The 14,794-nt window shown below is 46.5% G+C and carries 10 protein-coding genes; 7 read left to right on the forward strand and 3 right to left on the reverse strand.

Annotation, left to right across the window (positions count from 1 at the left end; all coding sequences use genetic code 11):
- The first annotated feature begins 169 nt into the window (after positions 1–169).
- Complete coding sequence (locus DXX93_RS00185) at positions 170–1,210, forward strand: sel1 repeat family protein (RefSeq protein ID WP_116006284.1); 1,041 nt, start codon at positions 170–172, stop codon at positions 1,208–1,210.
- Between the two features lie 164 nt (positions 1,211–1,374).
- Here the strand turns inward: DXX93_RS00185 and DXX93_RS00190 are convergent, their stop codons facing one another.
- Positions 1,375–3,282 (reverse strand): methyl-accepting chemotaxis protein, encoded by a 1,908-nt coding sequence (locus DXX93_RS00190; protein ID WP_181902094.1) that lies wholly within the window; start codon positions 3,280–3,282, stop codon positions 1,375–1,377.
- A gap of 314 nt (positions 3,283–3,596) precedes the next feature.
- Positions 3,597–5,081, reverse strand: coding sequence for a ketol-acid reductoisomerase (ilvC, locus tag DXX93_RS00195; protein ID WP_116006286.1), 1,485 nt, complete (start codon positions 5,079–5,081; stop codon positions 3,597–3,599).
- Positions 5,082–5,240: 159 nt separating this feature from the next.
- Between ilvC and ilvY the strand changes: the two genes are divergently transcribed.
- Positions 5,241–6,131, forward strand: coding sequence for an HTH-type transcriptional activator IlvY (gene ilvY, locus DXX93_RS00200; protein ID WP_116006287.1), 891 nt, complete (start codon positions 5,241–5,243; stop codon positions 6,129–6,131).
- A gap of 9 nt (positions 6,132–6,140) precedes the next feature.
- Here ilvY and DXX93_RS00205 read toward each other — a convergent pair whose 3' ends face one another.
- Positions 6,141–7,664, reverse strand: coding sequence for a YifB family Mg chelatase-like AAA ATPase (locus DXX93_RS00205; RefSeq protein ID WP_116006288.1), 1,524 nt, complete (start codon positions 7,662–7,664; stop codon positions 6,141–6,143).
- 568 nt (positions 7,665–8,232) lie between these two features.
- Here DXX93_RS00205 and ilvG point away from each other — a divergent pair.
- Genes ilvG through ilvA form a run of 5 tightly spaced genes read left to right on the forward strand, consistent with a single transcriptional unit; the run spans position 8,233 to position 14,691 of the window.
- The gene (gene ilvG, locus DXX93_RS00210) at positions 8,233–9,909 is read left to right on the forward strand and encodes an acetolactate synthase 2 catalytic subunit (protein WP_116006289.1); all 1,677 of its coding nucleotides are present in this window, start codon (positions 8,233–8,235) and stop codon (positions 9,907–9,909) included.
- A 36-nt stretch (positions 9,910–9,945) separates the two neighbouring features.
- Complete coding sequence (ilvM, locus tag DXX93_RS00215) at positions 9,946–10,215, forward strand: acetolactate synthase 2 small subunit (protein ID WP_116006290.1); 270 nt, start codon at positions 9,946–9,948, stop codon at positions 10,213–10,215.
- A 51-nt stretch (positions 10,216–10,266) separates the two neighbouring features.
- Positions 10,267–11,193: a branched-chain amino acid transaminase gene (locus DXX93_RS00220; RefSeq protein WP_116006291.1), complete on the forward strand. Its 927-nt coding sequence runs from the start codon at positions 10,267–10,269 to the stop codon at positions 11,191–11,193.
- Between the two features lie 44 nt (positions 11,194–11,237).
- Entirely contained in the window at positions 11,238–13,112 is a 1,875-nt protein-coding gene (gene ilvD / locus DXX93_RS00225; protein ID WP_116006292.1) for a dihydroxy-acid dehydratase, read from the forward strand.
- Positions 13,113–13,131: 19 nt separating this feature from the next.
- Positions 13,132–14,691 carry a threonine ammonia-lyase, biosynthetic gene (ilvA, locus tag DXX93_RS00230; RefSeq protein ID WP_116006293.1) on the forward strand — a complete coding sequence of 520 codons (1,560 nt, stop codon included), beginning with the start codon at positions 13,132–13,134 and terminating at the stop codon, positions 14,689–14,691.
- Positions 14,692–14,794 lie beyond the last annotated feature (103 nt).

A 14,794-nucleotide genomic window follows, 5' to 3' on the forward strand; every position in this document is an offset into this window, starting at 1 on the left:
TACCTGTGATGTCTACTGCGGAGTCGTACAAGGAAGGTAATAAATGATTTGGGTCATACTCCACTCGCCATTGGCTGTTTATCAGCTTTACTACGAGTAAGTTAGTACGAAAGTTGTCCACGCAATGAGCATCTGTTATAAATGAGGTAATAAAAACAAGGAGTAAGTAATGGAATACGGCGAATCAAGCTTTAACGGCGGTATCACTTATCAGCACCAATGCCAGTCTTGTGGTCATAGTAAACACAATGTTAAAGGCGAAATTTCGTACTCCTATCTGTTTTTACAATCGCTGCCGCTTTTTCCTACCGGTCGGCAGGTGCAACTAGAGTGTACCAATTGCCTGCAATTAGTTGGCAAAGCGGATATTGATAAGGCCTTATACCAGCAATTACTGGGGTCAGCTTTTACCATATATCATTTTCTCGTCAAGTTTGTCGGTACGTTTCTGCTTTGTTACTTTATTTATCTTTGGCTACAAGCGCTTGAGACGGAACGAAACCAAACTCAGTATATTGTGAGTGCCCCACAGATAAACGACTTTATGTTATTCGATAATCGCCAAATAACTGATGCTTATCGTCCACATGAGAAGTATCGAATCGGCAAAGTCGTTGATGTTACTGGCGATACCATTTCACTCGTGCTTGGTAATATGGTTTACAGCCACAAATCATCATTTCGCGATGCCATCGCATCAGGCCAAACGAGAGCATTTAGCTACTTCGGTAAAAAGCATCATCACTTTCATATCGATGACTTACAGCAATTGCACGGGCGCGATGGGGTGTTAATTGCAGCTCGCCCAGATGGTAATGTTTTGTATGGCAACTTCATTATTAACGATATCGGCTATCGCCTTAGTGCCAGTTATATTCCTGGTGAAAGAGAGTATGCTTCTGGTTTGGCGTATGAACAGGCAAGTTATATCCAAGACCACATGGTGGAAGCTTTTGTTAAGTTTGAAAAGTCAGCGCAGTTAGGGTTTTCTGAGGGGCAAATTAAACTTGCCGAAATATACTTAGCTGGCGATCTGGTGAAGCCTGATTTTTCATTAGCGCTATTTTGGTTAGAGCAAGCCTCACTTAATAGCTATGAGCGAGCAATTAAGAAATACGCAATTGTTTGCGAGCAAACAAAAGACTGCGACTTACCAGCATTCTACCAACGACTCGTAGATCACGGCGTTAATTTGCATCGAGTAGATTAACTCGTTGATCTCAATTTCAAAGCCAGAGATCGATTATGGCATAAAGACGTTATTCATTATCACATTGACCTAGCTCGATTTGTTGTCGTTCAGCGGTAAATGAAGTTCAATAAAAAAGCGATGCATTGGCATCGCTTTGTGCTATATCCGGTATGCCGATAACCTTATTGCTCAAATTGTTTAACTAAGGTATCGAGTGTTTCTGCCAGTTTATTCAACTGCTCAGCGCTACTGGCAATTGCCTGGACATTCGCCATGTTTTGTTCAGAGATAGTGCGAATGTCTGACATGTTATTATTGATGTCATTGAGCGAAATAGCTTGCTGTTCAGTTGCTGTGGCAACAAGGTGATTGGTGTCAGTTATTTGCAGTGTCAGCTCACCACTTAATTCCAGTTTTTCTTGTGCTTGGCTGATTGACGCCTTGGTATTGGCAGACTGAGCCAAAATCGCTTCGATTTCAGAGGTTGCCACTGTGGAAGTTTGCTTGAGCTGCTCCATGATGGTTTGAATTTCTGTGGTTGAATCAGCCGTTTTTCCCGCCAAGCTTCGCACTTCTTCTGCTACTACCGCAAACCCTCGGCCGTGCTCGCCTGCGCGCGCAGCTTCAATGGCGGCATTCAGGGCGAGTAAGTTTGTTTGATCAGAGATAGCTTCGATTACGCCCAGTGCTTGCGCAATCGTTTCGGTATTCTCTGTTAGTGTCGCGATCACGTTAGAAACATCGTTAATCTTACCGCCAAGCTGCTCAATATCAGACTTTGTCTCGACAATCACATGGGTAATTTCGCTGTCATTATGGCGAACGTTTTCGGCGAGATCTGAGGCTTGTACCGCACTTTGCGCAATGTCAGAAACCGTTGTATTAATTTGCGAAAGTGCGTTGGAAATATGCTGGGTATTGGTATCGTTGCTCGCGGCGCTGGTTTGCGTATGTTGGCTTTTGAGCGCTAGCTCATCGGCGGTGCTTCGCAACTCTCGGCTACTTGCGGCGATGGTTTCAAATAACTCAGCCAGTTTGCCAATAAATGCATTGTAGCCCTTAGCAACCGCCACTAGCTCTTGCTGACCGCTTTCTGGAATGCGGTAGCTTAAATCTGCTTCACCTTGCCCCATACGGGTAAAAAGCTGCGCTAACTTGTTAATCGGTTGTGTAATGGAGCGAGCAATCACCAAAGCGACAGCTATCGTCGCTAAAACAATAACTAAAGTCCAAACAATCATATTAATTGTCGCATTATTGAGTTGCTCGTAGGCTTCACTCTCAGGTAACTGTCCAATGACAAACCATTGGGCGCTTGGCACATAGCTAGAGCTTACCAATAGGTTTTGATTTTCAATTTCCGCATTAATTTGGTTGAACTTCGCAAGGTTTAGTAGCTGTTTTGCTTGTTGGCCGTAAATATCAGTAATGTTTTTACCTATGTATGCTTCGTTCTTGTGGAGCTGGATTTTTCCGTTTTTGTCGACAAGGTAAACAAAGCCAGTTTTCTCAAGGCGAAATGTATTGAGCAGATTAACGGCATCTTCAAACGATTTCGCAATGCCCGATAAGCCTAAACCATTGGGCTGTTGGTGGTTAACAAAAAGGTCGACTCGTTGACCGTCAGGGTATCGATAAATACTAATCGATGTTTCTTGACCGCTGTCTCGGTAGGCAAAAAACCAATCGTCTTCGCCACTTGCTTTTGTTAATTGTCTTAAAAAGCCGTTTTCATTCCAATAGTTACCGTTGCGTCGATCAGCAAATGAAGTACTGCTAAAGTGATTAACTCGGCCCGTTTCGGCGAGCTTTTTAATCACTAGTGGTTCTTGTGTTTTGTCGCTACCAGCTTTTGCCCATCTCAGTAAAAAAGGATCGTTGGCAAGTTGCTTGGCAACGATACTCATCAAGGCAATTTCTTTGTCAATTTCGCCACTAATTTGCTGTATTGCACTGGGGAGCTCTTTTTCCAGCAAGCGGGTTTCTACAACCTTTCTGGCGACTAATTGGCTAAACGTACCGACGGATAATGCCGTTAATAACACGCAGAGAAGTAGTGCTAATGTTATTTTTTTGTTAATGGAAAACAATTGCTTATTCCTTGATCTAAAACAAAAACGGCGCATTCTATCAAGTTATTTCAGGAAACCCATTAGAAACTAATTGAATTGCCTTAGGCTATCTGTTAAGTCCATGAAATAGCAGCTGATTTAATGGCATACCAATTCGTTATAGCCCATAACGTCTGAGCGATATCAAAAGTGTCGGAATAAGGTGTAAAAATACTGAGGAATAGTCCAGAAGGGGGGTAAAACGAGTAAGTTGAAGGCTAGCGTTAAAATTGTGGTGTCTAATATGATAGGGCTTGGCAAAAGCCAAGCCCTAACTATATATCGTTATTCGATTATAGATCTGCTTCGACAATACGCTTCATATCTGTCATGTAACCGCGAAGCTCTTTACCAACAGTTTCCACTGGGTGGATGCGAATGGCTTCGTTCACTTCAATTAACCGCACGTTATCAACACCGTTGCTTGCTGACGCTAAACTTTCACCTAAATCTTCAAGGCTTAATTTACTCACAAAGTCTGATAGTAAAGGCACAGCTGCATGGCTAAATAAGTAGTTACCGTATTCCGCTGTATCTGAAATTACTACGTTCATTTCATATAGCTTGTTACGGGCAATACAGTTCGCAATAAGTGGCGTTTCATGCAGTGATTCGTAGTAAGCTGATTCTTCGATAATACCTGCCGCTACCATAGACTCAAATGCTAGCTCAACACCGGCTTTAACCATAGCAACTAAGAAAACACCGCGATCGTAGTATTCTTGCTCGGTAATTTCTGCGTCACTGTCTGGTGCCATTTCAAAAGACGTTTCAGCCGTTTGAGCGCGCCACGTTAACAAGTTCTTGTCGTCGTTTGCCCAGTCTTCCATCATAGTGGCAGAGAAGTGGCCTTCGATGATGTCGTCCATGTGCTTTTCAAATAATGGACGAAGAATCACTTTTAACTCTTCAGCCATGTCATACGCTTTAATTTTTGCTGGGTTCGATAGGCGGTCCATCATATTGGTGATACCACCGTGCTTTAAGCCTTCCGTTACCGTTTCCCAACCGTATTGAATAAGCTTGCGAGCGTAACCCGCGTCTACACCGTTAGCGACTAACTGCTGGTGACCTAAGATTGCCCCTGTTTGCAACATGCCACAAAGAATGGTTTGCTCGCCCATTAAGTCTGATTTAACTTCGGCAATAAATGATGACTCAAGTACACCCGCGCGGTCACCACCCGTTGCTGATGCATAAGCTTTCGCAATCGCCAAGCCGTTGCCGTTAGGATCATTTTCTGGATGAACAGCGATTAACGTAGGAACACCAAAACCGCGTTTGTATTCTTCGCGTACTTCAGTACCTGGGCACTTAGGGGCAACCATTACAACAGTAATGTCTTGGCGAATCTGCATACCTTCTTCTACGATATTGAAACCGTGTGAGTAGGCTAATGTTGAGCCGTGCTTCATTAGTGGCATAACCGCGCTCACTGCTGAAGTGTGTTGTTTGTCTGGGGTTAAGTTAAGTACTAAGTCTGCTTGAGGAATTAATTCTTCGTATGTACCTACGGTGAAGCCGTGCTCCGTTGCCCAGCGCCACGATTGACGTTTTTCAGCAATCGCCGCTTCACGTAAGGCGTAGCTGATGCGCAGGCCTGAATCACGCATGTTTAAGCCTTGGTTTAAACCTTGTGCGCCACAACCGACAATGACAATATTCCAATCTTTAATAAAGTTACAGCCGTCAGCAAACTCTTCGCGTTTCATAAAACGACATTTGCCAAGTTGTGCAAGCTGCTCACGCAAGCTCAATGTGTTGAAGTAGTTAGCCATAGTGGTTTCTCATGTTCCGAATTAATTAGTTGAGGACACCATAGCGCAAGGGTATTATTGCTTAAAGTGAATTATCTGCATTGCTATGTTGTAATATTGGCAACGTGATTGTTTTTTGAGGTTTCAGGTTCTAGGTTTCGGATAGAGGGAGTCGATAATATGGATACCAAAGCGTTAGCGATGTTTCATCATCTGGCCAAGCAACTGCATTTTGGCAAAACGGCAGCGCAATTTTATGTAAGTCCATCAACACTAAGCCGCACTATCACTCGGCTCGAAGAGGAGCTTGGTTGCCAGCTCTTGGTGCGTGATAACCGAACCGCTAAGCTCACCTCAGCAGGCGAGCAACTGAAACACTATGCTGAGCAACAACTCGAGCAACTGTCCCTGCTCAAACTGTCACTCAATCAGCAGCAGGCGCAACTAACAGGTCAACTTCATATCTACTGCTCTGTTACAGCAGCATACAGCCACCTGCCAAAATTGATTGATAGTTTTCGTCAGCAGCACCCTTTGGTTGAGCTTATGCTCACCACGGGCGATGCCGCAGGCGCATTGCCGCAAGTACAGCAGCAACAGGTCGATATCGCGATAGCGGCGATGCCAGAAAACTTATCCAGCAGCTATCACTTTCATCACATCGAGCAAGTGCCGTTAAACATTATTGCGCCTACCATGGCGTGTCATGTGCAGCAGCAACTGCAAGCAAATATGGTGAATTGGTCACAAATTCCCGTCATTCTGCCTGAGCATGGTTCGGCGCGAACGCGCTTTGAAAAGTGGTTGCGCAGCATGCAGTTTGGCAAACCTAATATCTACGCAACGGTTTCAGGCCACGAGGCGATCGTAAGTATGGTGGCATTGGGGTGTGGTATCGGTATTGCGCCGCAAGTGGTGGTTGACCTTAGCCCAGTAAAAGACAGAGTGTACGCCTTAGACATTCAGCATGGCATCAAACCGTTTGATCTAGGTGTTTGTTGCTTAAACATTCGCAAAGAGCAGCCTTTAGTGAAAGCGTTTTTGCAATCAATCGCCATTAGTCCAATGTAAATAAAGGTGCTAAACGGCTAGTGCATCGGTTAAGTGGCGTAAAATACGATCCATCGCCCGATACGACAGTGCTTCGATAAGGTGGCTATGGGCAATGGCTTGGCAGTTATCCATATCTGCCAGTGTTCGCGCTATTTTGAGTATTTTGTGATGGGCGCGTGTCGATAACCCTAACTTTTCAACGGCTAATTCTAAAAACTCGTTATCTTCAGGAGATAATGCGCAATGCTGGCGTAATTCTCTGCTGCTTAGTAGGGCATTCGCTTTTCCCTGCCTAGCGAGTTGTGCCGTGCGGCAGAGCATCACGCGCTCGCGTATCACCGCGCTGGTTTCTTCTTGCTGTTGGTTATCACTCCAAATCCCTTTGGGCAGGCGAGCTACTTCAATTTGAATATCGATGCGATCGAGAAATGGGCCTGACAAGCGGTTTAAATAACGCAGTGTTTGCTCCGGGGTACTGCGTTTGTCATTGTAAAAACCGGTTGGACTGGGGTTCATGGCCGCAACCAATTGAAACTGTGCGGGAAAGGTTTGCTTGTGATTGGCTCGTGATATGGTGACCTCACCAGACTCCATGGGTTCACGCATCACATCGAGTACTCTGCGATCAAACTCTGGCAGCTCGTCAAGAAAGAGCACACCGTGGTGGGCAAGGGATACTTCCCCTGGTTGCGGGTTAGAGCCTCCACCGATCAGTGCTGCCGCTGTTGCGGTGTGATGGGGGGAGCGGAATGGTCGAACGCCCCATGTGGAATGATCGATGTCGTGTTGGCTAATTGACAGAATGGCGGCGCTTTCTACCGCCTCGTCGCGGCTCATTTGCGGCAAAATCCCCGGTAAGCGACTCGCTAGCATGGTTTTCCCTGTCCCCGGCGGGCCGACAAACAACAAATTATGGCCACCGCTGGCGGCGATTTCCAATGCGCGCTTTGCCAAGGGCTGACCAATAACATCTTGCATATCCAGTTGTGCTTTATTACTTGGCATCTGCTCTTTCTGGCCAGTAAAAAATGGCAATAGTGACTGTCTGGCGAAGTGTGGGAAGAGCTGTTGTAGGTGATCAATCGCGATAACTTTCGGGGCTTCAAGCCATTGCGCTTTATTGGCGTTTTTCGTTGGCAGCACCAGTGTGCGATCTGCTGCTTGGCAGGCGAGCGTCAACGGAATTTCACCAACAATGGGTCTTAATGCGCCTGATAAGGCTAGCTCCCCAGCAAATTCATATTGGGCTAAATCATGATCCGGCAGCTGGCTAGAAGCCGCCAGAATACCCATGGCAATCGGTAAGTCAAAGCGGCCGCCTTCTTTGGGCAAATCTGCTGGTGCCAGATTGACCGTGATGCGTTTTGCAGGAAATTCATAACCGCAATTAATGAGGGCGCTACGCACCCGGTCTTTCGATTCTTTTACCGAGGTTTCAGGTAAGCCGACAATTGAAAACGCAGGTAAACCATTTGAAATGTGTACTTCAACGGTAACCAGAGGCGAGGATAAACCAAGGCGAGCACGGCTATAAACACAGGCGAGTGACATAAAAATCCTTGTCAAATCAATCCACTTTTATTGAGTGTAGTGTTAAAGCGTTTAGTTGGCTAATTTGTTGGTGAATTTGCTCAAGATTGGCATGACTGTCAGCTAATAAAACACTGGATAAATACGGACAATATTGACTATTTGTTAGCGAGTAGAATAAATACGTAAAAATGTTTAGAAAAGTACTTGCACACTGGGGAACGGCTGTGATACTAATTTAAAAAGATTAACCAGTTAAATATTTTTTCAGAAAAGATAAATAACTATTCACATTTTCTTGGTAAAAAACTTAGCAAAACATGACTAACGTAAGCGCAGTGATTATTAACATTCTCGTCGTGGTGATTATTAAATCATCGCGGGGAAGTTGGTGGCGCTAAGAAAATTTTCTGAAAACAAAATACCAACCCCCGCTCCGAAAGGACCGGGGGTTTTGTTTTACTTAGGGCTTAGTTTTTATTTTTTACCCAAGTAGTGACTGACTTACGCGCTGAGAAACAGAGTTAACAGCAAACCGTAGATGACAGATTAACCTTTTGATTAAAAAGATAATATAGCGAATTTGGCAATGACAACTGAACATACTTATACAGGTGCAACCATGCTTTTAAACGTATTACAGCAGCATGGGGTAAAACATGTATTTGGTTACCCTGGTGGTGCCATCATGCCAATTTATGACGCGCTATATGACAGTGAAGTTCAGCACTTTTTATGCCGTCACGAGCAGGGAGCGGCATTTTCAGCGGTTGGCTATGCACGAGCAGCGAAGCAAGTTGGTGTGTGCTTTGCAACTTCTGGCCCGGGTGCGACTAACTTAATCACAGGTTTAGCGGATGCTTATGCAGACTCAATTCCGATCGTTGCCATTACTGGCCAAGTGGCGACCAGTGCTATGGGGTCTGATGCTTTTCAGGAAGTTGACATCATCGGTTTGTCGTTAGCATGCACTAAACATTGTTTCCAAGTGCGCGATGTAAACGAATTGGCGTCAACACTTCACCAAGCATTTGAAATCGCCTTATCAGGTCGACAAGGGCCAGTGCTAGTTGATATCCCAAAAGATATTCAATTGGCAACGGTGACTAAAACTCTGGAAGCTGTGCCGAGCAGTGTGCCCCCTGTTTCAAATGAGCCAGCGAATATGGGGACAGCACTGGCATTACTGAGCCAAGCGCAAAAGCCAATCCTGTATGTTGGTGGTGGCGTTGGCATGGCGGATGCCGTACCTGAACTTCATCAATTCCTAGCGGATACGCAAATGCCAAGCGTGTCGACGCTAAAAGGCTTAGGCACAGTGCCTGCCGACAATGAATATTTCTTGGGTATGCTGGGTATGCACGGCACGAAAGCCGCTAACTTGGCAGTACAAGAATGCGATTTATTGATTGCTGTAGGCGCCCGGTTCGACGATCGCGTTACTGGTAAACTTGCCGAATTTGCACCACATGCCAAAGTCATTCATTTTGATATTGACCACGCCGAAGTGGGTAAACGTCGGTTTGCTAATGCTGCGGTACTAGGTGAGCTGAAAGTCAACTTGCCCGCGCTTGCCATGCCGTTATCAATTGCACCTTGGCAGCAAAAATGCCAGCACCTAAAAGACAGCTTCGCGTGGGATTACAATCATCCGGGTGAGGGCATTTACGCGCCTAAAGTATTGAATGAAATCTCGCACAAAATGCCAGCAGGTGCGGTGGTGACTACCGATGTTGGTCAACATCAAATGTGGGCCGCACAGCACATGGTCATTGATGGCCCTGAAAACTTTTTAACCAGTGGTGGCCTTGGCACTATGGGCTTTGGTTTACCTGCTGCTATTGGTGCGCAAGTGAGTCGCCCAACCGATACTATCATCGCAGTGACCGGCGATGGCTCGTTTATGATGAATGTGCAAGAGCTGGCGACCATTAAGCGCTTTCAGTTGCCTGTCAAAATTGTCCTTATCGATAACAGCAAGCTTGGCATGGTGCGCCAATGGCAAGACCTATTCTTCAATGGACGGTTAAGCGAAACCGATCTGTCTGACAACCCTGATTTTGTCATGCTAGCCAATGCCTTTGGCATCAAAGCCAAACAAATTACTACCAAAGCCGAGGTATCTTCGGCGATCGATGAAATGCTCGCGCATAACGGCCCGTATTTATTGCAGGTCAAAATTGATGAAGCAGAAAACGTGTGGCCATTGGTGCCACCGGAAACTGCCAACGACAAAATGATAGAAACGCAAGATAACGCTAACTAGCCCTGAACCATTAAGACAAAGTCTATAGGAATCGCCATGCAAACTGCTCGACCAGAACACACGTTAAGAATCTCTGCTGCTCAGCAAACCACTGTTTTAGAACGCATTTTACAAGTAACGCGCTACCGTGGTTTTCAAGTTAGCGGGATTAATATGTTTACTGAACAAAGCAGTGATGCGGTCGATATCGAAATGACCGTCTCATCTGATCACCCGGTTAGCCAGTTGCAGTTACAATTAAGTAAATTGTTCGATATTAAAACAATTGAAATTCAAGATACCGCTGGCGCGCAATGTCGCGCATAATGTCGGTGGAATAACAGATAAGGTCATCAGGCCCATTAGATAGGAATTATTATGGCTAAAGTAAGCGCAGAACTCATTTGGTTTAACGGTAAACTCATCCCTTGGGCGGATGCGACCGTGCATGTGATGAGTCATGCTCTGCACTATGGTTCATCGGTGTTTGAAGGCATTCGCGCCTACAACACACACAAAGGTACCTGTATCTTTCGATTACAAGAACACGTTGATCGCTTGTTTGATTCAGCAAAAGTTTACCGCATGGATATCCCTTACTCGAATGAAGAGGTTGTTCAAGCGTGTAAAGATGCCGTGGCTAAAAATGGCTTAAAAGCCGCATACTTGAGACCTTTAGCGTTTCTCGGCGACATTGGTATGGGTCTTCGTCCACCACTAGATGCACAAGCGGATTTAATGGTTGCGGCATTTAGCTGGGAAGCTTACTTAGGCGCTGACGCCATTGAAGGTGGTGTTGAAGTGGGGGTTTCAAGCTGGAATCGTCTTGCCCCTAATACCATGCCGACAGCAGCAAAAGCCGGCGGTAACTACTTATCTTCGCAGCTTATCTCAATGGAAGCGGGTCGCCACGGCTATACTGAAGGTATTGCGCTCGACGTAAATAACATGGTCAGTGAAGGGGCAGGGCAAAACTTATTCTTAGTGCGCAATGGCGTAATTTACACACCGTTTAGTACAGCCTCAATTTTACCAGGCTTAACGCGTGATGCGGTGATTACCCTAGCACGTGACTTGGGTTACGAAGTGCGTGAAGAGCCAATCTCTCGTGAGTCACTTTACTTGGCTGATGAGTTCTTTATGACAGGTACCGCAACTGAAATTGTACCAGTGAAATCCGTTGACGGATTACCCGTTGGCAAAGGCTCACGTGGCCCAGTGACTAAAGCCCTGCAAGATGCCTTCTTCGGTATCTTTGATGGCACGACAGAAGATAAGTGGAACTGGTTAGAGCCAGTTGCTTAGCAATTTATAGCAGTTAACGAATACAGCAATAGTAGGATAAGAAAATGCCAAAATTACGATCAGCAACGTCTACACAAGGCCGGAATATGGCGGGCGCTCGCGCATTATGGCGAGCAACAGGGATGACGGATGGGGACTTTGGCAAGCCTATTATTGCCGTGGTTAACTCATTTACTCAGTTTGTACCGGGCCATGTGCATTTAAAAGACATGGGTCAACTTGTCGCGCGTGCCATTGAAGACGCAGGCGCTAACGCGAAAGAATTTAACACCATTGCCGTTGATGATGGTATCGCCATGGGACACAGCGGCATGCTGTACAGTTTGCCATCGCGCGATTTGATTGCCGACTCGGTGGAATACATGGTTAATGCCCACTGCGTGGATGCCATGGTGTGTATTTCTAACTGTGACAAGATCACGCCGGGCATGTTAATGGCGGCAATGCGCCTGAATATTCCGGTCATTTTTGTTTCCGGTGGCCCAATGGAAGCGGGTAAAACCAAGCTTTCTGATCAAATCATCAAGCTCGACTTAGTCGATGCCATGATCCAAGGGGCAGATCCCACGGTAAGCGACGAGCAGAGTGACCAAATAGAGCGTTCTGCTTGCCCAACCTGTGGTTCTTGTTCAGGTATGTTTACCGCTAACTCAATGAACTGTTTAGCCGAAGCGCTAGGTTTAGCCCTACCGGGCAATGGCTCAATGCTGGCAACGCATGCTGATCGCGAGCAGTTATTTAAAAAAGCAGGTAAGCAAATTGTTGAGCTTACCAAGCGTTACTACTTCGACGATGATGCGTCAGCCTTGCCACGTAATATCGCCAACCGCGATGCGATGCACAACGCCATGTGCCTAGATATTGCCATGGGGGGCTCAACAAATACCATTTTGCACTTGTTGGCGGTCGCCCAAGAAGCGGGTATTGATTACACCATGGCTGACATGGACAAGTTGTCTCGCGAAGTGCCACAGCTATGTAAAGTGGCGCCATCGACGCAGAAATACCACATGGAAGATGTCCACCGTGCCGGTGGTGTTATTGGCATTTTAGGTGAACTAGCGCGCGCCAAGCTGTTAAAGCCGAACGTCACTAACGTGCTAGGCACTTCACTAACTGAACATTTAGCCCAGTACGACATTAAAGTCACTGACGACGAAGAGGTTAAAAAATTCTACCGCGCAGGCCCTGCTGGTATTCGCACCACCAAAGCGTTCAGCCAAGATTGTCGTTGGGATACGCTCGACGACGATCGCGAAAATGGCTGTATTCGCTCGCTTGACCATGCTTTCTCAACCGAAGGCGGCTTAGCCGTACTATCAGGTAATTTAGCGCTTGATGGCTGTGTGGTTAAAACTGCTGGTGTAAGCGAAGACAACTTAACGTTTACTGGCCCTGCCCATGTCTTTGAAAGCCAAGACGATGCCGTTGAAGGCATTTTAAATGGCAGTGTTGTCGCAGGCGAAGTCGTCGTGATCCGCTACGAAGGGCCAAAAGGTGGCCCGGGTATGCAAGAAATGTTGTACCCGACCACTTACCTCAAATCCATGGGCTTAGGTAAAGCCTGTGCGTTAATCACCGATGGCCGTTTCTCTGGTGGTACCTCAGGTTTATCAATCGGTCATGTCTCGCCAGAAGCTGCGAGTGGCGGAGCAATCGCGCTCGTTGAAAATGGTGATGAAATTGTTATCGACATTCCAAGCCGTGCTATCAAGCTCAATATCAGTGATGATGAATTAGCGAAGCGCCGTGCTGATATGGATGCTAAGCCTAACAGTTGGCACCCAGCCGAGCGCGTGCGTCCAATCAGCTATGCGTTAAAGAACTACGCCATGTTAGCCACCAGTGCAGACAAAGGCGCAGTGCGCAATCGCGAGCTACTCGACAGTGCCGTATCAGACGGCTCAGCTAAAACCTAGGGCAAGTAAGAGGCAACCAATGGCTAATCATGCAGGTGAACATCAAGCACAAAGCGCACAAGCACTCGGCGTAGACTATCTGCGCCGTATTTTGCTGGCGCCTGTTTATGATGTTGCCAAGGAAACAGACTTAACGCCACTGACTAAACTTTCAGCGCGTTTAGGTAACCAGATTTTCTTAAAACGGGAAGATCAGCAGCCCGTACATTCGTTCAAGTTACGCGGTGCTTATAACAAATTAGCAAACCTGCCTGAAGCCCAGTGCATTCATGGTGTTGTTGCCGCCTCTGCCGGTAACCATGCGCAAGGCTTGGCACTGGCTGCCAGCAAACTGGGTATTCATGCTACTATTTTTATGCCAATTACAACGCCAGATATTAAAGTCGATAATGTGCGTCGTTTAGGGGCAGAGGTGCGCTTAGTTGGCAAAAGCTATAACGATGCGCAACAAGCGTCGATGGAATGTGCTGAACAAGAGCAAAAAACGCTGATCCACCCATTTGATGATGTTGATGTGATCGCAGGTCAAGGCACGGTTGCCAAAGAGTTATTGCAGCAGCACACCAAGCTTGATGCGGTATTTATTCCTGTGGGTGGCGGTGGTTTGCTTGCGGGGATGGCGGTGTATTTAAAGCAACTGCGACCTGATATTAAAGTGATTGGCGTCGAAGCGGAAGACTCTGCTTGCCTAAAAGCGGCGATGGCATCAGGCCAGCCTACGGATCTAAGCCAAGTGGGCTTGTTTGCCGACGGTGTTGCCGTTAAGCGCATTGGCCAGCACACCTTTGATGTGATCAAACATTACTGTGATGAGGTGATCACCGTTAACAGCGATGAAATCTGTGCTGCTATTAAAGATGTCTTCGAGCAAACCCGTGTGATTGCCGAGCCTGCGGGGGCCTTGTCGTTGGCGGCAATTAGCAAATATTGCCAAACCAGCAAAGGTGGCGAGAATCTAGCGGCGGTGCTCTCTGGCGCGAATATGAATTTTCACAGTCTGCGCTATATTTCTGAGCGCTGCGAGCTAGGTGAGCAAAAAGAAGCGGTGTTTGCGGTAACCATTCCCGAGCAAAAAGGCAGTTTTAGACGTTTTTGCCAAACCTTATCGGGGCGTGGTATTACCGAGTTTAACTATCGGTATGCTGACGAAAGTAGCGCTAATATTTTTGTCGGTATTCGCATTGCTGGCGGGGTTGAAGAGCGCGAGAAACTGCAGCAAGAACTCATAAATGCTGGCTATCAGGTGCAGGATTTTACTGACAACGAACTGGCAAAACTGCACATTCGCTATATGGTCGGTGGGCAGAGCCAAGTTGAACTTGATGAGCGCATTTTCCGTTTCCAATTCCCTGAATATCCCGGAGCTTTGGAAAAGTTCTTAGATACCTTAGGTGAGCACTGGAATATTACCTTATTCCACTACCGTAACCACGGCGCGGCATTTGGTCAGGTACTCGCGGGTTTTGATGTGAGTGACAAAGATCAGCTCGACTTTTTCCGCCACCTTAAAGACCTGGGGTACGAGTGGCAGGAGGAAACACAAAACCTTGCTTATCATGCCTTTTTAAAACAGGGCTAATCTACCTCCTTCACCAGTATCGAAAGCCCTCATCACGAGGGCTTTTTTATTGTCTTGCTTTTAACCAGTATGACTGATTACAAGTGCAAGTTTCCTGTTTATT

This window comes from Thalassotalea euphylliae (assembly GCF_003390335.1).
Taxonomy (GTDB): Bacteria; Pseudomonadota; Gammaproteobacteria; order Enterobacterales; family Alteromonadaceae; genus Thalassotalea_F; species Thalassotalea_F euphylliae_B.

Coding starts and splice junctions, on each gene's coding strand:
- DXX93_RS00185 (WP_116006284.1), top strand. CDS start 170: ATGGAATACGGCGAATCAAGCTTTAACGGCGGTATCACTTATCAGCAC.
- ilvC (WP_116006286.1), bottom strand. CDS start 5,081: ATGGCTAACTACTTCAACACATTGAGCTTGCGTGAGCAGCTTGCACAA.
- ilvY (WP_116006287.1), top strand. CDS start 5,241: ATGGATACCAAAGCGTTAGCGATGTTTCATCATCTGGCCAAGCAACTG.
- DXX93_RS00205 (WP_116006288.1), bottom strand. CDS start 7,664: ATGTCACTCGCCTGTGTTTATAGCCGTGCTCGCCTTGGTTTATCCTCG.
- ilvG (WP_116006289.1), top strand. CDS start 8,233: ATGACAACTGAACATACTTATACAGGTGCAACCATGCTTTTAAACGTA.
- ilvM (WP_116006290.1), top strand. CDS start 9,946: ATGCAAACTGCTCGACCAGAACACACGTTAAGAATCTCTGCTGCTCAG.
- DXX93_RS00220 (WP_116006291.1), top strand. CDS start 10,267: ATGGCTAAAGTAAGCGCAGAACTCATTTGGTTTAACGGTAAACTCATC.
- ilvD (WP_116006292.1), top strand. CDS start 11,238: ATGCCAAAATTACGATCAGCAACGTCTACACAAGGCCGGAATATGGCG.
- ilvA (WP_116006293.1), top strand. CDS start 13,132: ATGGCTAATCATGCAGGTGAACATCAAGCACAAAGCGCACAAGCACTC.